General features: G+C 63.1%; 14 protein-coding genes. 7 read left to right on the plus strand and 7 right to left on the minus strand.

All coding sequences use genetic code 11. The annotated features are described in order from the left end of the window. Positions 1-39: 39 nt before the first annotated feature. Together QLG02_RS12195 and QLG02_RS12200 are read right to left on the minus strand one after the other, a co-directional pair. Positions 40-267 carry a hypothetical protein gene (locus QLG02_RS12195; protein WP_282465277.1) on the minus strand — a complete coding sequence of 76 codons (228 nt, stop codon included), beginning with the start codon at positions 265-267 and terminating at the stop codon, positions 40-42. A gap of 34 nt (positions 268-301) precedes the next feature. Next, the gene (locus tag QLG02_RS12200; RefSeq protein WP_016351946.1) at positions 302-727 is read right to left on the minus strand and encodes a MarR family transcriptional regulator; all 426 of its coding nucleotides are present in this window, start codon (positions 725-727) and stop codon (positions 302-304) included. A 142-nt stretch (positions 728-869) separates the two neighbouring features. On the opposite strand from QLG02_RS12200, the gene QLG02_RS12205 reads away from it, so the two are divergent. From QLG02_RS12205 to chrA, 4 genes are all read left to right on the plus strand, one after another. After that, on the plus strand, positions 870-1,316 hold the full coding sequence (locus QLG02_RS12205) for an organic hydroperoxide resistance protein (RefSeq protein ID WP_282465278.1): 447 nt from the start codon (positions 870-872) through the stop codon (positions 1,314-1,316). Positions 1,317-1,398: 82 nt separating this feature from the next. Next, the gene (locus QLG02_RS12210) at positions 1,399-2,403 is read left to right on the plus strand and encodes an NADP-dependent oxidoreductase (RefSeq protein WP_282465279.1); all 1,005 of its coding nucleotides are present in this window, start codon (positions 1,399-1,401) and stop codon (positions 2,401-2,403) included. Positions 2,404-2,560: 157 nt separating this feature from the next. Next, positions 2,561-3,004: an NUDIX hydrolase gene (locus QLG02_RS12215; RefSeq protein WP_043127333.1), complete on the plus strand. Its 444-nt coding sequence runs from the start codon at positions 2,561-2,563 to the stop codon at positions 3,002-3,004. Between the two features lie 237 nt (positions 3,005-3,241). Then, positions 3,242-4,393, plus strand: a complete 1,152-nt coding sequence (gene chrA / locus QLG02_RS12220) for a chromate efflux transporter (RefSeq protein WP_282465280.1) — start codon at positions 3,242-3,244, stop codon at positions 4,391-4,393. Positions 4,394-4,473: 80 nt separating this feature from the next. Here chrA and msrB read toward each other — a convergent pair whose 3' ends face one another. The 4 genes from msrB to malQ form a co-directional block, all read right to left on the minus strand. Then, the gene (gene msrB, locus QLG02_RS12225; protein ID WP_011707354.1) at positions 4,474-4,866 is read right to left on the minus strand and encodes a peptide-methionine (R)-S-oxide reductase MsrB; all 393 of its coding nucleotides are present in this window, start codon (positions 4,864-4,866) and stop codon (positions 4,474-4,476) included. Positions 4,867-4,922: 56 nt separating this feature from the next. After that, the gene (gene glgX, locus QLG02_RS12230; protein WP_282465281.1) at positions 4,923-7,064 is read right to left on the minus strand and encodes a glycogen debranching protein GlgX; all 2,142 of its coding nucleotides are present in this window, start codon (positions 7,062-7,064) and stop codon (positions 4,923-4,925) included. Continuing rightward, positions 7,064-9,241 (minus strand): 1,4-alpha-glucan branching protein GlgB, encoded by a 2,178-nt coding sequence (glgB, locus tag QLG02_RS12235; RefSeq protein WP_282465282.1) that lies wholly within the window; start codon positions 9,239-9,241, stop codon positions 7,064-7,066. Before glgB ends, glgX begins: the two co-directional genes overlap by 1 nt. Before the next feature lie 82 nt (positions 9,242-9,323). Beyond that, positions 9,324-11,513 (minus strand): 4-alpha-glucanotransferase, encoded by a 2,190-nt coding sequence (gene malQ, locus QLG02_RS12240; RefSeq protein WP_282465283.1) that lies wholly within the window; start codon positions 11,511-11,513, stop codon positions 9,324-9,326. A 346-nt stretch (positions 11,514-11,859) separates the two neighbouring features. On the opposite strand from malQ, the gene gap reads away from it, so the two are divergent. Together gap and QLG02_RS12250 are read left to right on the plus strand one after the other, a co-directional pair. Further along, positions 11,860-12,855: a type I glyceraldehyde-3-phosphate dehydrogenase gene (gene gap / locus QLG02_RS12245; RefSeq protein ID WP_011707358.1), complete on the plus strand. Its 996-nt coding sequence runs from the start codon at positions 11,860-11,862 to the stop codon at positions 12,853-12,855. A 115-nt stretch (positions 12,856-12,970) separates the two neighbouring features. Next, the gene (locus QLG02_RS12250; protein WP_045525443.1) at positions 12,971-13,837 is read left to right on the plus strand and encodes a D-hexose-6-phosphate mutarotase; all 867 of its coding nucleotides are present in this window, start codon (positions 12,971-12,973) and stop codon (positions 13,835-13,837) included. A 70-nt stretch (positions 13,838-13,907) separates the two neighbouring features. Here the strand turns inward: QLG02_RS12250 and nadA are convergent, their stop codons facing one another. Next, on the minus strand, positions 13,908-14,981 hold the full coding sequence (nadA, locus tag QLG02_RS12255; RefSeq protein WP_045789014.1) for a quinolinate synthase NadA: 1,074 nt from the start codon (positions 14,979-14,981) through the stop codon (positions 13,908-13,910). Positions 14,982-15,121: 140 nt separating this feature from the next. On the opposite strand from nadA, the gene QLG02_RS12260 reads away from it, so the two are divergent. After that, positions 15,122-17,227: a methyl-accepting chemotaxis protein gene (locus tag QLG02_RS12260; RefSeq protein WP_282465284.1), complete on the plus strand. Its 2,106-nt coding sequence runs from the start codon at positions 15,122-15,124 to the stop codon at positions 17,225-17,227. Positions 17,228-17,341: the final 114 nt, after the last annotated feature.

The raw sequence follows: 17,341 nt of genomic DNA on the forward strand, positions 1-17,341 counted from the left end.
AGTCGGCCGGTTGTGTCATTTTATGGCGCCTGGATCACACTATTTGGCGGCTTCCTCTGCCATCCGTGCGGCTCTTGGCTTATTCGTCCACATGGCAACACCGCGATGATCCGCGCAGATCCCCTCCTCCACCACGGCCCGCACCCGGGTACCGTCCTTGCAGATAGCCTGCCAGGCATCGGCATCGTCGATGGCCATCGAAGGGGCATGGGAACTGGCACTGCAGGCGGTCAGCAACAGGGCAAACAGGGGCAACAGGAGTTTCATGGGTGGATCCTCAGGCTGGATGGATGGGCCGCACTCAGCGCCCCAGTTGCGCCGAGATGCGATCGCAGAGCTGCTTGAGCTGGGCCAGTTCAGCATCGGCCAGATCCACCTGATTGCGCAAGTTGTCCGCCAGACAGCATTCCCTCACCTCCTGCTGCAGCTGACGCCCCGCCTCGGTCAGGCCGATGCATTTTTGCCGCTCATCCTCGCTGGAGACTGTGCGGGTCAACCAGCCCTTGCTCTCCAGCCGCTTGACGATGGGGGTCAGAGTGCCCGCATCCAGCCCGGTCTCCTGACCGATCTCCTTGAGGCTGACCTCGTCCCGCGCCCACAGCGACAGCATCACCAGATACTGGGTGTAGGTGAGATCCAGCTTGTCCAGCAGCGGCCGATAGGCCCGCATCACCGCGTTGGAGGCGCTGTAGAGGGCAAAACAGACCTGCTTTTTCAATTCACTCATGGGGCACCTCGCTGACGACTGGGGCCAGTATACCCCAGGAAAATCGGGGGTCGAATAATTTGCACACAAAATAGTTGTCAGCCCGTATTTTCGGGATTAGTCTGGATTTATTTTGCACACAAACAAAATCAGAGACCCCGACATGAAGACGCTCTATCGCACTCAAGCCATCGCCCAGGCCGGCCGCAACTGTGAAGTTCACACCCAGGACAACAGCCTGCAGCTGGCACTGGCCCTACCGACCGCCCTCGGCGGCAATGGCAAGGGCAACAACCCGGAACAGCTGCTGGCCGCCGGTTATGCCGCCTGCTTCTCCAATGCGCTGATCCACGTGGCCCACAAACTCGGCGCGCCCCTCTCCACTGCTCCCGTCACCGCCGGGGTCGAATTGCTGGCGCTGGACGATGGCCGCTTCAACTTCGCCATCACGCTGGACGTAGCGCTCGCCGCGACCCAACCTGAACAGGCGGCGCAGGCCGAGCAGATAGTGCGGCTAGCCCACCAAACCTGCCCCTTCTCCAACGCCATGCGGGGCAATGTGGTCACCCGGCTGCTGCTCAACGGCGCCCCGCTGGATGAAACGGCGTGAACCCGTTCAACCTCAATCCCTTGGAAATAGCCATGCTGGCGACTCGCAGGTTGCCAACCCCTCTCACCCTGGAGAAAAAACCATGAATCAGTCCAGCCATCAGATCCAGCTGCTGCGTCGCCCGGTCGGCCTGCCCAGTCTGGCCGATTTCACCCTGACCGAAGTGACCCTGCCCGATCTGCAAGAAGGAGAGGTGCAGGTCGCCAACCAGTGGCTGTCGGTGGACCCCTACATGCGCGGTCGCATGAGCGAAGCCAAGAGCTATGTGCCCCCCTTCCCCCTCAACGGCCCCCTCGATGGCGGCGCCATCGGCGTGGTGGAAGCCTCCCGTCACCCGGACTTCGCGGTGGGCGACCGGGTAAGCAGCATGCAGGGCTGGCGCGATCGCTTCGTCGCCAATGGCGCCCAGCTGACCAGACTGCCCGACACCCGCTTGCCACCCCAGCTCTTTCTCGGCGCCCTCGGCATGCCGGGCATGACCGCCTGGACCGGGCTCAACCGCATCGCCAAACTGCAGGCCGGGGAAACCGTGCTGGTGTCGGCCGCCTCCGGCGCCGTCGGCACCATGGCAGTCCAGCTCGCCAAACGGGCGGGGGCCCGTGTCATCGGCTCCACCGGGTCGGCCGACAAGGTGGCCTACCTCAAGAGCCTGGGGGCCGACGAGGTGATCAACTACCGGGCAACCCCGGACCTCGATGCCGAGCTGGCCCGGCTGGCGCCGGAGGGGATCCACGTCTACTTCGAGAACGTGGGGGGGGCCATGCTGGACGCTGCCCTCAACCACATGGTGGTACACGGTCGCATCGTGATGTGCGGCCTCATCGAGCAGTACAACGGCCAGAGCGAGGCGAGCGGCCCGCGCAACCTCTCCCAGGTGATCCGCAAGCGCATCCTGATGCAGGGGCTGCTGGTTTCCGATCACTGGCAGCACTACGGGGAGTTCCTGGCCGAGGCCATACCGGCCCTCGAGGCGGGCGCCCTGCAGACCGAAGAGACCGTCTATCAGGGGCTCGCCAGCATGCCGCAGGCCTTCATCGGGCTGTTCGAGGGGCGCAACACCGGCAAGATGCTGGTCAAGCTGGCGTGATCCGCAGCACTGGCACCTGACACCGCAGACTGCTTGCATGACGGGCCCATCCGCCCTAAGGTGGGCCCGTTTTTTATGGTGCAATTCGCAGTTTGTGCAAGGAGCCGCTCATGGGTTCCCTGCTTGTCTCGCGTCATCCCAGCAAGGAGCCCTTCTTATGTCTACCCCCTATCCCCGCGTCGGTGTCGGCGTAATCCTCACCAACCGCCAGGGCCAGGTGCTGCTTGGCAAACGCAAGGGCAGCCACGCCCCCTACTGGTCCATCGCCGGCGGTCATCTGGAGCTGGGAGAGACGTTCGAATCGGCAGCGATCCGGGAGGTGGCCGAGGAGACCGGTTTTCAGATCAGCAACCCCAGCGTCATCGCCGTCACCAACAACCTGGAGACCTGGCGTGAGAGCGGCCTGCACTATGTTTCGGTCACCCTGCTGGCCGAGGTAGAGGGAGAGCCCCAGCTGCTGGAGCCGGAGAAGTGCGAAGGTTGGGTCTGGTGCGACCCGCGCAATCTGCCGGAGCCCCACTTCGATGCCAGCCGCCAGTCCATCGCCTGCTGGCTGGCGAATCGTTGCTACCTGCCGACCTCGAGCCAGCCGGCCCCATAAGCCATCGCCTGCTGGCTGGCGAATCGTTGCTACCTGCCGACCTCGAGCCAGCCGGTCCCATAAGCCATCGCCTGCTGGCTTGCTGGCCGTTGCTATCTGCCACAACCAGGCCAGCCGATGGAGTGACCTGCGGCTGACAAGGTGCGGCTACCTGCTAGCAGCCCCCTGATTTGTCATAAAAAAGTCACCGCTTTGTCATATCATCGGGGTCGATGATGACAACGAGGGAGTGAGGACGTGGGGCAGGTGTTTATTCAGTTTTTATGGTTGGGCTGTGTCAGCTTCGGCGGACCCGCCGCCCATATCGGCTACTTCCAGCGCACCTTCGTCGAGCGGCTGGGCTGGCTGACCCAGGCCGAATTCGCCCAGTCGCTGGCCCTCTGCCAGCTGCTGCCGGGCCCCGCCTCCAGCCAGCTCGGCTTTGCCATCGGCCGCCAGCGAGCCGGGCTCGCTGGGGCACTGGCCGCCTTCGCCGGTTTCACCCTCCCCTCCTTTCTGCTGTTGCTGGCCGCCGCCATCGGTCTGGGCCAGCTCGGCAACAATGTCTGGCTCTATGCCGCCCTGCACGGCCTCAAGCTGCTGGCGCTGGTGGTGGTCGCCGATGCGGTGCTCACCATGAGCCGCCAGTTCTGCAAGACGACGCGCAATCAGGGGATCATGGTCGCCACCGCGGCCGCCCTCTGGTGGCAGCCCGGCCTGCTCACCCAGCTCGTCATGCTGGCGGGCGCCGCCCTGCTCTGTGCCCGCGTCGGCACGCCGCAAACTACGGACCCACAGCCCTCACCCGCTCAGTCCATGCCTGTGCATCAACCCCACTGGCCCACCCTGCTGCTGTTTGCCCTGCTGTTTGTCGGCCTGCCACTGCTGGGGGGCCCCGTCGGCCAGCTGATCGCCGACTTCTACCGGGCTGGCAGCCTGGTGTTTGGCGGCGGTCACGTGGTGCTGCCCCTGCTGGCGGAGAGCGTGGGCCACACCCTCAGCCAGCAGCAGTTCCTGACCGGTTACAGTCTGGCCCAGCTGGTGCCGGGCCCCATGTTTACCCTGGCGACCTATCTCGGCGCCCAGTTGCTGCCGGCCACCCCAGTGGGCGGCGCCCTGCTGGCGACCCTGGCGCTGTTTCTGCCCGGCTTTTTGCTGCTGTGGGCCATGGGCCCCTGCTGGCAGAGCTGGCTGGCCCGCCCTCGCCTCGCCGGCGCCGTGGCCGGCATCAACGCCGCCGTGGTGGGTCTACTGCTGGCGGCGCTCTATCAGCCGGTCTGGCAGAGCGCCGTGCTGGCCCCCACCGACCTGGCACTGGCCGCCATCGGCTTCTACCTGCTGCGGGGACTCAAGCTGCCCATTCTGGCGCTGGCCACCCTGCTGGTGGTCGCCACCCTGCTGCTGGCCTGATAGGCCCAGGCTGCGGCCACAAAGAAACGGCCCCCTGCCGAGGCAGGGGGCCGTTTTTGCATGCATGCCGGGCGCCAGACTCAGGACTCGGGATCGAAATCCAGACTCAGGCTGTTGACGCAGTAGCGCTGACCGGTTTCGGTCGGCCCGTCCGGGAAGACGTGGCCGAGGTGGGAGCCGCACTGGCTGCAGGTGATCTCCACCCGCTTCATGCCGTGGCTGCCATCCTCGGTGTAGGTCACGGTCCCCTCGATGGCCCGATCGAACGAGGGCCAGCCGCAGCCCGAGTCAAACTTGGCATCCGAGTGGAACAGCACCTGCTTGCAGCAGACGCACAGGTAGTCGCCACTCTTGCGGTTGTGGAGCAGGGCGCCGCTGTAGGGACGCTCCGTGCCCTTCTCCCAGCAGACGTGATACTGCTCGGCGCTCAACTGCCGGCGCCACTGCTCGGGGTTGGGGGTGTTGCCGCTCATACTGACTCCTTGCCGTGAATATCGCTGCCCAGCATACCCAGTCAGGGCGCCGCGCTCTACCCCGCCAGCGGGAACTGTGATCCGCTTGGCAACACGACGGCAACATCCGGGGTGGCGACCACCCCCTCCTCGGCCAGCGCCACCGCACTCAGGGCGACCCGCTCCAGCAGCTTGAGGGAGTGGGCCCGGCCCACCGCCACCTGCCGCTTGATGTCATCGGGCAGGAACGGCAGCCCGTCGTTGGTGGCGGTGTCGATGGTCTGGATCCACTCCAGCCCCTCACCCGGCGGCGGCAGACGGAACTGGATGTCGTAGTCGCTGGCGTTGAACAGCACGTACCAGCGCTCACCGCCGCAGTCGATCATGCCGATGTCCATGGCGAACGCCTGCCCCATGGGGGCGTGCCAGTCCTGATCGGTGAGCTGATGGCCGTCCGGGTGATACCAGTTGACCTGATGGCAGCTGCTGGGGGCGCCGTTCCAGCTGTCATCGCTCAACTGCAGGTTGGAGAAGACGGTGGACTCCGCCCGCAGCGCCAGCATCTGCTGGGTGAAGGCGAGCAGCCGCTCATCCTCCGGCCGCCACTGCCAGTTGACCCAGCTGATCTGGTTGTCCTGGCAGTAGGCGTTGTTGTTGCCGAGCTGGCTGCGGCCCATCTCGTCACCGGCGAGGAAGTGCGGGGTGCCTTGCGACAGCAGCAGGGTGGCGATCAGGTTGCGCTTCTGCTGCTGGCGCAGGTTGTTGACCCGCGGATCCAGGGTCGGCCCCTCGACGCCATGGTTGTTGGAGAGGTTGTTGCCATGGCCGTCCCGGTTGTCCTCGCCGTTGGCCTGGTTGTGGCGCTGGTTGTAGGAGACCAGATCCTCCAGGGTGAAGCCGTCGTGATAGCAGAGGTAGTTGACGCTGGTATGGGGGGAGCGCCAGTTCTTCGGGAACAGATCCCGCGAGCCCACCAGCCGGGTGGCAAAGTCCCCCATCTTGCCCGCATCGCCGCGCCAGAAGGCGCGCACCGTGTCGCGGTAGCGGTCGTTGATTTCCAGCCACTGGCTCGGGAACTGGCCGAGCCGATAGCCGAACGGGCCGATATCCCAGGGCTCGGCGATGAGCTTGACCCGCGCCAGCACGGGGTCTGCCATCATGGCCTTGAAGAAGGCCCCCATGGGGTCGAACTCGCCCGCTTCGCGCGCCAGGGTGACCGCCAGATCGAAACGAAAGCCATCCACCTGCATCTCGGTGACCCAGTAGCGCAGGGCGTCGAGCACCAGCCGCAGACTGTTGGGGTGATCCAGATTGACGCTGTTGCCGCAGCCGGTGACGTTGGCGTGGCGAGTGTAATCGGGGCCGTGAGCCCCCGCCTCGAAGGCGTAGTAACCGGCGTTGTCAAAGCCTTTGAAGGAGAGCATGGGGCCGTCGAAGCCCGACTCCGCGGTGTGGTTATAGACCACATCCAGGATCACCTCGAGCCCGGCCTTGTGCAGCTCGCGCACCATGGTCTTGAACTCGGTCACCGCCTCTTGCGCCGCATAGCGCGGCTCGGGGGCGAAGAAGGCGATGGGGTTGTAGCCCCAGTAGTTGGTCAGCCCCAGCTGCTCGAGTCTGGGCTCGGACATGAAGGCCGCCACCGGCATCAACTGCACCGAGGTGATGCCGAGGGACTTCAAGTGTTCGATGATGAGCGGGTGGCAGATGCCCAGATAGGTGCCGCGCAGCTCGCTCGGCACCCCCTGATGCTGACGGGTGAAGCCCTTGACGTGGGTTTCATAGATGACGGTGCGGGCCGGCTCGATGGCGGGCTTGCCCACTCCCTGCCAGTCGAAGGCATCGTCCACCACCACGGATTTGGCCACCATGGCCGCACTGTCACCCTGATAGAGGGCATCATCCCAGTGGGTCGGGCGACTGAGCGCCTTGGCATAGGGGTCGATCAGCAGCTTGTCCGGGTCGAACAGCATCCCCTCCTGGGAGATGCCGTGCACCCGGTAGCCGTAGCGCTGACCGGCCTTGACGCCGCGCACATGGCCGAAGCGGTACTGGCCGCGCCGGCCGGGCAGCTCAAGGCGAGCCAGCTCCCGCTCCTGCTCGTCGAACAGGCAGAGCTCCACCTTGTCCGATTGCGGCGCCCAGACGCAGAAGTGACAACCCGTCTCGTCGAGCAGGGCCCCCAGCGGATGGTCCTGCCCCTTTTCCATTGCGAACATCAAGACTCCTGTTTGATGAACAAGGTCGCGAGCGGCGGCAGATCCAGCACTATGCTGTACGCCATCCCCTGCCAGGGGGTCGGCTCGGCGACAAAGACCAGACCCACATCATAGTTGCTGCCCCAGTAATGCTCGCTGTCGGTGTTGAGCACCACCCGGTAGTGACCGGCCGCCGGCACCCCGAGCCGATAGGCAAGCCGCGGCACCGGCGTGAAGTTGCAGGCCACCACCAGCGGGTTGGCCCCCTGCTTGTCGGCCCGCAGCCAGGCAAAGATGCTGTTGTCGGCGTCGTTGTGATCCAGCCAGCGGAAGCCGTTTGGCTCATAATCCGCCTGATACAAGGCAGGTTCATGACGGTAGAGATGGTTGAGATCGTGGATCAGCCGCTGCTGGCCACCGTGCTTGGGATACTGCAGCAGGTGCCAGGGCAGCTGGGCATCGTGATTCCACTCGTTGCTCTGGGCGATCTCGGTGCCCATGAAGTTGAGCTTCTTGCCGGGATGGGCATACATGAAGCCCATGTAGGCGCGCAGGTTGGCCGCCTGCTGCCACTCGTCCCCCGGCATCTTGTAGAGCATGGAGTGCTTGCCGTGCACCACCTCGTCGTGGGAGAGCGACAGAATGAAGTTCTCGTCATAGTGATACACCATGGAGAAGGTCATGTCGTTGTGGTGGTAGCGACGGTGAATGGGCTCTTTCTGCATGTAGGTGAGGGTGTCGTGCATCCAGCCCATATTCCACTTGAAGCCAAAACCCAGGCCCCCCAGGAAGGTGGGACGGGAGACCCCGGCAAAGGCGGTGGACTCCTCGGCGATGGTCATGGCGTGGGGGTACTTGCCGTACACCTCCTCGTTGGTCCACTTGAGCAGACTGATCGCCTCGTAGTTGTGGTTGCCGCCATCGACGTTGGGCACCCACTCGCCGGCGTTGCGCGAATAGTCCAGATAGAGCATGGAGGCGACCGCATCCACCCGCAGGCCGTCGACGTGGAACTTGTCGAGCCAGAACAGGGCGCTGGCCACCAGGAACTGGCGCACCGTATTGCGACCGAAGTCGTAGATGTAGGAGTTCCAGTCAGGGTGCCAGCCGCGGCGCGGATCCTCGTACTCGTAGAGCGGAGTGCCGTCGAAGCGGGCCAGACCGTGGGCATCGGACGGGAAGTGGGCGGGCACCCAGTCAAGGATGACGCCGATGCCGGCCTGGTGGCACTGGTCGACGAAGTATTTGAAATCATCAGCCGTGCCGTAGCGGCTGGTGGGCGAGAACATGCCCACCGGCTGGTAGCCCCAGGAGCCGCTGAACGGGTGTTCGGAGACCGGCAGCAGCTCGATGTGGGTGTACTCCATCCCCTTGACGTAATCCACCAGTTCCACCGCCAGTTCGCGCCAGCTCAGGCTGTCGCCGTTGGGGTGACGTTTCCAGGAGCCGACGTGCAGCTCGTAGATGGAGAGCGGCTGCTCGCGCTTGTCGTTGAGCTGGCTCTCGCGCCAGGCGGCATCCTGCCACTGGTACTGGTCGTGGTCATAAACCACGGAGGCGAACGAGGGGTACTGCTCGCAGTAGAAACCGACCGGGTCGCTCTTGTGCGGCAGCCGGTTGCCCGCCGGGTCTTTCAGTTCAAACTTGTAGCGATCCCCGGCCTTGAGGCCCGGCACGAACAGCACCCAGTGACCGCACTGGCTGCGCTGCATCGGGTGGCGGCGGCCATCCCAGAAGTTGAAATCGCCGATCAGGCTCACCGCGGTGGCGCTCGGCGCATAGACCGCAAAACGCACCCCCTCCACTTGCTGATCCAGGTGCTCCACGGTGCGCAGCTGGGCACCGAGCGTGTGGTAGAGGTTTTCCGGCTGGTAGGTGAGTTCCGCCAACCCGGCCCAGCCCGCATCCTGGAACTGGTAGGGATCGATGACCTCGACGGTGGCATCTGGGTAGTCGGCAAGCAACTGGTAGGGGAAGGGATTTTTACGGCGGGTGAAAACAGTTTCAAAGAGGCCCGAATCATCGGTGGGCGCCAGGGTGGCAACAATCTTGCCCGACTTGAGATCCCTGACCCGTACGGCCTGGGCATCGGGTAACCAGACGGTCAGCTTGAGGCCGGGCCCATCCGGATTGGCCTGCAGGCCTAAGTGGGAGAAGGGATCGGAACAGCGGGCTGCAACCAAACGTTCAACGAGCATCGAGATTTCCTTTCATAGCTGAGCATCCGCTCCGGCCTGGGCCGAAGCGGATGTAAGTGAGTCACGTTTTGTCGGCAGTGGCTCAACGACTGGCCTCGTCACGGGCCTGGCTCATCTTGCCTGCCAGCGCCTTGAGCGCCTCATTGGCAAAAATATCCTCCAGATCGGTAGACAGCTTGCGGCGCCAGTTCGGGTACTCGTAACTGGTGCCCGGTACGTTGACCGGCTTGTCCATCTCCAGCCAATCCTCCAGCTGGGTGCTGAACAGGGCGCAGCTGCCGCGAGACATGTGCAGTTGCAGACCGTGGTTGAGCTCGGTGTTCATGCCGACCCAGTTCACGTCGTGGCTGATGTTGCCGGAGATCACCCCGTGGCCGTGCAGGCTGTCGAGGATCCGCTGTTTGGCCTGGTGGCGATCAGCATACAGGGTCTTGAGTACGTCTTCATCCGGATACAAGCCCAGCTCGCGCCCCAGCGCCAGATCGTCGCAATGCCAGAAACCCTTGAGGGTCGGCATGTCGTGGGTGGTCAGCGCCGACATCGCCTGCTCGGCATAGTGAGCCGGAGAGATGAAGCCGCCATCGGCCTTGGAGCGCTCGAAGAAGAACACCTTGTAGGAGTGGACGCCGTTCTCTTTCAGGGTCACGTCGATCCCCTCCGGCACGGTACCGAGATCCTCGCCGATCAGCAGACACTGATTGCGGTGGGACTCGAGGGCCAGGATGCCGAGCAGATCGTTGACCGGGTAATAGATGTAGGCGCCCTTGGCGGCCGACTCTCCGGGCGGCACCCACCACAGCCGTAGCAAGGCCATCACGTGGTCGATGCGCAGCGCGCCGCAGGAGCGCATGTTGGCACGGAACAGATCCACCATCGGCTGGTAGGCCGCCTCGAACAGCTGGTTCGGGTTCATGGGGGGCAGGCCCCAGTTCTGGCCAAGCGGACCCAGAATATCGGGCGGCGCACCGACCGAGGCTTTCGGGCAGTAGAGATCCCGGTTGGCCCAGATCTCGGTGGAGCCTTCGGAGACGCCCACCGCCAGATCGCGGTAGATCCCCATCACCATGCCGGCCGCCTTGGCACGGGCGTCGGCACGGGCCAGCTGCTCATCGGCCAGGAACTGCAGATAGAGGTAAAAATTCACATCCTGGCTGTGCTCGGCCATCCAGGCTGCCACTTCGAGATTGTGGTAGTCACGGAACGGCTCCGGCCACACCGGCCAACCCCAGGCATTCTCGCCTTTGGCATAGAAGTGGGCTTGCAGGGCATCGAAGGCGGCCTGTTGCTGCAGGCTGTCGCCACCGGCGGCAACGAAGGCATCAAAGGCGGCCTGACGCTCGGCGCTCAGGCTGGCCTGGTCAAACACCTGACGCAGCATGCCGAGTTTGGTCTCGACGACGCCGGTGTAATCCACGTTGCCCTTGGCACGCAGCTCACTCAGATGCTGCTGGAAGGCGGGGTTCGCCACCTCGGCCTTGAGCCGGGCATTGGCCAGAAATTCGGGCACCGCTTCCACATCGATGTAGGCCACGTTGAGCCAACGCCGGGACGAGGGACTGTAAGGGCTGGCGCTCTCCGGGTTGGCCGGATAGAGGGCATGAATCGGGTTGAGACCGACGAAGTGAGCGCCCCAGGCGGCCATCTTCTCGACCAGCTGGCCCAGATCGCTGAAATCGCCGATGCCCCAGTTGTGGCGGCTGCGCAGGCAGTAGAGCTGCACACTCGGGCCCCACACCTTGCGGCCATTGGCGATGGGAGGCTGCTTGTAGCACGCCTTGGGCGCGACGATGAGGCGCATGCTGGCGAGCGGCTCGTCGTTGCCCTCCTCCAGCAGGATCAGATCGTGATAACCCAGCTCGGGCTGCACAGCCAGGGCCACGCGATAGGCCTGGCACTCCATCTCTTCGAATTCGGCCACGCCGACCAGCTCGCCGTCGATGGGGGTGAGCTGACCGGACAACAAGCCGCCCTGTTCCAGCTTGAGCTGCCAGCTGAGGGCGTCGTTGACGAATTCGATGGGCAGACGAACTTCGAGGGTAATGGGCTCGCCGCTGCGGACCACCATCACGGGATCCAGCGCACGCAGCCAGTGCTGGCGGTGCTCCTGCTCAAGCTGCTCGGTCAGGGCGGCCTCGTCATCGACGCGGTAACCCATGGCGCCCAGCATGGCGGCCTTGCTCTCTTCGGATACCTGAGCCGGGTGGCCCCAGGCATCAACATACTCGCTGGCGATACCTTTGGCGGCAGCCAGCTGTTCAATCAGGGTGGTCATAGTTTGAGAATTCCCGCTGTGGATTCTATCTATACTATTTTGATTAATTTTTATGGGTGGTACTTGAACAGTGGCTCTATGGGCCATGCTAAACCGCGCACATTTTTACACATCTGCCTGGCTGGTTGTGTGACCGAGCAGGCACTATTGTTGATAACCGCACCGCCAGGAGATAGATAGTTATTTCGACAAAAGCTGGTAGTCAGTTACATAAACAGAAAATAAATTTCACAGTTTTTCATGATATAGCGCAATTTCAGACAGATTGTTGGTTGACTCACGGGGGAGTTCTAGTAAATTTACAAACGGAATTTTCTTTGACTACTGAACAGTTAGGTAACCAATTATGACTATCAAAGTAGGTATTAACGGTTTTGGCCGCATCGGCCGTTTCGTCTTCCGTCTGGCCGCTGAGCGTTCTGACATCGAAGTGGTTGGTATCAACGATCTGATCGACGTTGACTACATGGCCTACATGCTGAAGTACGACTCCACTCACGGCCGCTTCAAGGGCACCGTTGAAGTCAAAGACGGCAACCTGGTTGTCAACGGCAAAACCGTACGTGTTACCGCTGAGCGTGACCCGGCCAACCTGAAATGGGGCGAAATCGGTGTTGACGTTGTTGCCGAAGCTACCGGTCTGTTCCTGACCGACGAGACTGCTCGCAAGCACATCGCTGCCGGCGCCAAGAAAGTCGTTCTGACCGGTCCGTCCAAAGACGCTACCCCGATGTTCGTAATGGGCGTTAACGACGCTACCTATGCTGGCCAGGACATCGTTTCCAACGCTTCCTGCACCACCAACTGCCTGGCTCCGATCGCCAAGGTTCTGAACGATACCTTCGGTATCGAATCCGGCCTGATGACCACCGTTCACGCTACCACTGCTACCCAGAAGACCGTTGATGGTCCGTCCGCCAAAGACTGGCGCGGTGGCCGCGGTGCGGCTCAGAACATCATCCCGTCCTCTACCGGTGCTGCCAAGGCTGTTGGCGTGGTTATCCCGGAACTGAAAGGCCTGCTGACCGGTATGGCTTTCCGCGTTCCGACTCCGGACGTGTCTGTTGTTGACCTGACCGTCAACCTGAAGAAAGCTGCCACCTACGCAGAAATCTGCGAAGCGATGAAAGCTGCTTCCGAAGGCGCCATGAAGGGCGTTCTGGGCTACACCGAAGACGAAGTGGTTTCTACCGACTTCCTGGGTGAGCGTCAGACCTCCGTATTCGACGCCAAGGCTGGTATCCAGCTGAACGACAAATTCGTTAAAGTTGTATCCTGGTACGACAACGAAATGGGCTACTCCAGCAAAGTTCTGGACCTGATCGCTCACATCTCCAAGTAATTTGGGATACGCAATCAAGTAGCTTGAAAAAGGCGGCCATGGGCCGCCTTTTTGTATTCTGGACCGGGATTTTTCCAACCCTCTCTTCTGAATGTGCGCGAGCACAGGAGTCCTCATGCAACCGACACGCTCTCTGACTGCCCACTGTACCCTCAGCCACCACCCGGCTGGCCAACCCCTGCTGACCGTCGACAACGGCTACGCCAAGGCAGAAATCAGCCTGTTTGGCGCCCACGTGCTCAGCTACCAGCGTCACGACGAACCCGCCTCCATCTGGCTCAGCGACAAGGCGGTGCTGGATGGCAGCAAACCCATCCGCGGCGGCATTCCCCTCTGCTGGCCCTGGTTCGGCCCGGCTCCTGCCCGCGTCGGCAGCGGCAAGCCCTCCCACGGCTTTGCCCGCACCAGCCTGTGGACGCTGGACGGTGTCTCCGATCACGGTGACGGTACGCTCGTCCACCTGTCTCTGCGTGACAACGAGGCAACCCGCCAGCTCTGGCCTCATGCCTTCGAGCTGGAGCTGGACGTGCTGGTCGGCAAGGAGCTGGCCCTGGTGCTGACCACCCGCAACACCGGCAAAGCGCCGCTCGTCTACAGCGGCGCCCTGCACACCTACCTGCAGATAAGTTCACCGGAGTCAGTGAGCGTCAGCGGCCTTGGCGAGCCCTATGCCGACAAACTGACCGGCCAGAATGGCCAGCAGCAGGGCCCTCTGACCCTGAACGGCCCGCTGGATCGGGTCTATTGGCAGCCTGCGGCGCACGTCAGCATCCAGGATGGCGAACGCGAGACCCGGGTAGTCAGCGGCAACCACGACAGCGTGGTGGTCTGGACCCCCTGGCTGGAAGGCGCCCGCGCCATGGCCGACATGAGCGATGATGGTTATCGCACCATGCTCTGCGTCGAAGCCGCCATCGCCAGCGAGGCAGGCGTGACCGTTGCACCGGATGAGGAGCACAGCTTCTCCACCGTGATCATCTGAGCTGGATGAGGTTCAGATAAATAAAGAGGGCTCCCACGGGAGCCCTCTTTGCATCTCTTTATCTTGGTGATCAGGCATTGCCCTGGGTCTTGAGCCTGAGCTCGGCGGCGAAGTTGAGCATGCGGTCGAGCGGGATCAAGGCCTTCACCCGCAGATCCTCGTCCACCAGGATCTCATGGCGCTCGGCGCCATCGGTGAGGGCCTCCTTGATGGCCACCAGGCCGTTCATCGCCATCCAGGGGCAGTGGGCGCAACTGCGGCAGGTCGCCCCATCGCCACCGGTCGGCGCCTCCACCATCTCTTTCTCCGGGCAGGCCTGCTGCATCTTGTAGAAGATGCCGCGATCGGTCGCCACGATCAGCTTCTGCTGGGGCAGCTCCTTGGCCGCCTTGATCAGCTGGCTGGTAGAGCCCACCGCATCGGCCAGCTCGATCACCGAGGCAGGGGACTCCGGGTGGACCAGCACGGCGGCATCCGGATTCTGCTCCTTCAGCTCACGCAGGGCGCGGGCCTTGAACTCGTCGTGGACGATGCAGTGGCCCTGCCAGCGCAACATCTCGGCGCCAGTCTTCTTCTCGATGTAGGCACCGAGATGACGGTCCGGGCCCCAGATGATCTTGTGACCCTGGCTGTCCAGATGTTCGACGATCTCCAGCGCGATGCTGGAGGTGACCACCCAGTCCGCCCGCGCCTTGACCGCCGCCGAGGTGTTGGCGTAGACCACCACGATATGGTCAGGATGGGCGTCGCAGAAGGCGGAGAACTGCTCGATGGGGCAACCCAGATCAAGCGAGCACTCGGCCTCCAGCGTCGGCATCAGGACTCGCTTGTGGGGGCTCAGGATCTTGGAGGTCTCTCCCATGAAGCGCACCCCGGCGACGATCAGGGTCTGCGCCTCGTGATCACGGCCAAAGCGGGCCATCTCGAGGGAGTCGCCGACGAAACCACCGGTCTCCTCCGCCAGCGCCTGGATCTCGGGATCCGTGTAGTAGTGGGCGACCAGCACCGCCTTGCGCTCCTTGAGCAGTGCCTTGATGTCTGCGATCAGGGTCGTCTTTTGCTCGGCGCTCAGGGGAAGGGGCTTGGCCGGAAACGGATAGTCCATCTCGACTACCGGCGGGACATTGTTCAGTGCATTGCTCATTGCGACTGTTCCATCAACGCTTGGAAAGGCAAAAATTATAACCAGAAGCCGCGCACAAACCCATCAACAAATCCGGTGCTGCGCAAGTGTCCGAATATACTCAAGTAATTCGTTGTCATTCTTGCCAAAGGAGTTGTCGAATGAAACAACGTTCCCTCAAAACCAAGCTGCTATTGCTCACCATGGGGCTGTTTCTCGCCAGCGGCCTCGCCATGACCCTGATGCAGTCCTCCTCGCTGAACACCCTGCGCAGCAACATCGTCAGCCAGACCCGGCAGGCGCTGGAGCAGGAAGTCTCCCGTACCCTGCAGTTCCAGGCCGAACGCTATGCGGTGCAGATCGCCGACCTGTTGCAGCAGTCCTATCAGGTGCCGCTGGGCATGGCGGCCCAGCTGGAGGGCAGCATGGCGCAGCCGGACAGGCTGCTGAGCCGCCCCCAGGTCGAGACGCTGCTTCACAGCCGACTGCAGCAAGCGGGCGGTATCAGCTCCATCTATGCCCAGTTTGAACCCGACGGGTACGACGGCCAGGATGCCAGCTGGCAGGCCGGCGCCTCCCACTCCGTCGTCGGCAAGGGCAGCCTGGAGATTTATTTCACCCGCGACCAGGGCGGCCAGATCAGCCAGCAGCCGGTGGATGCTGCCACCAGTGCCGCCAAATACGACACCTCGGTCAACGAGTTCGGCATCCGCAACAGCGAATGGTACCTGTGCGGCCGCGACACCCTGCGCCCCTGTCTGATGGAGCCCTACCTCTACGAGATAAGTCCCGGCAACAAGATGCTGATGACCAGCCTGACGGTGCCCGTTCTGAAAGCCGGCAAGTTTGCCGGCATCACCGGCGTCGACATGAACCTGCCCATCTTCCAGCAACTGGCCGAGAACCTCGGCAAGAGCCTGTATAACAACCAGGCCGAGGTCACCCTGGTCAGCAAGATAGGCCTCATCGTCGGCAGCAACCGTCACGCCGACAAGCTGGGGCGGCCGCTGACGGAAGCCGGCCTCACCGCCCCCACCGGTCAGGAGCAGGACACAGAGACCGACTTCATCCTGCAACAACCGGTCAGGATCGACGCCGCCGACACCCAGTGGTGGCTGATGCTCAAGGTGCCCAAGGCGCTGGCACTCAGCCAGGCCAACACCATCAGCAACCAGCTTGGCGACTTGCTGCAGGCCACCCAGCAGCAACAGCTGATTGCCATCGTCGTCATCACCCTGCTGGCGCTGGCGCTGCTGATCTGGTTCATCCAGACCATCACGGCCCCCCTCTCCCTCATCAGTCGCCATGTATCCCACCTCTCCAGCAACGAGGGGGACCTGACCCAGCAGATGAGGATAGACACCCACCAGGAGCTGATCGAGCTGGGCGGCCACCTCAACGCCTTCCTCGGCAAGTTGCGCGGCATGGTGCAGGGCAGCAAGCAGATCGGCCAGCAGGTGCACCAGCAGGCCCAGGGCATGAAGCAGACGGCCGACACCATGCGCAGCAGCCTGGACGAGCAGAGCCTGGAGCTGGAGAGCGTAGTCAGTGCCATGCATCAGATGAGCACCACGGCGGTCAGCGTGGCAGGCTATGCCGAGCAGGCAGCCCAGGAATCGGAGACGGCCACCCATCACATCAGCACGGCCCAGCAGACCCTGAGCCGGGCCCGCACCGAGATCCACACTCTGGTTGAAGACATGCACCTCGCCGACAAGGCCGTCGCCCAGGTGGCCCAGCGCAGTACCAACATCAGCCGCATTCTCGACGTGATCAGAGCCATTGCCGAGCAGACCAACCTGCTGGCGCTCAATGCGGCCATCGAGGCGGCGCGGGCGGGCGACATGGGGCGCGGCTTTGCCGTGGTGGCGGACGAAGTACGGGCGCTGGCCAACAAGACCCGGGAGTCCACCGACGAGATAGGTCAGCTCATTGGCAGCCTGCAGACCGAGGTCAACAGCAGCCAGCAGTTGATGAGTACCGGCATCACTCGCTCGGCCAGCACGGTGGAAGGGACGGAGCAGGCCTTTGAGGCCCTCAATCAGGTGGTCACCCAGATCCAGCAGATCCACGATCACATCAGCCAGGTGGCCACGGCGGCCGAGCAGCAGAGCGCCGTCAGCGACACCATCAACCAGAATCTGATGCGGATCGGCGACGCCGCCACCACCCTGGGGCAGGAGGCCAACGCCAGCCATCATCTGAGCGAGCAGCTGGAGCAGGCTGCGACGGCACTGGCCACCCAGCTCGAGCGACTGAGAACCTGACGCCGAACGGCCATAAAAAAAGCCCGCATTGCTGCGGGCTTTTTCAATCTGGTGGTCGTTACTGGGATCGAACCAGTGACCCCCTCCTTGTAAGGGAGGTGCTCTCCCAGCTGA

Origin of the sequence: Aeromonas sp. V90_14, from assembly GCF_029967615.1 — a bacterium.
Taxonomy (GTDB): domain Bacteria; phylum Pseudomonadota; class Gammaproteobacteria; order Enterobacterales; family Aeromonadaceae; genus Aeromonas; species Aeromonas hydrophila.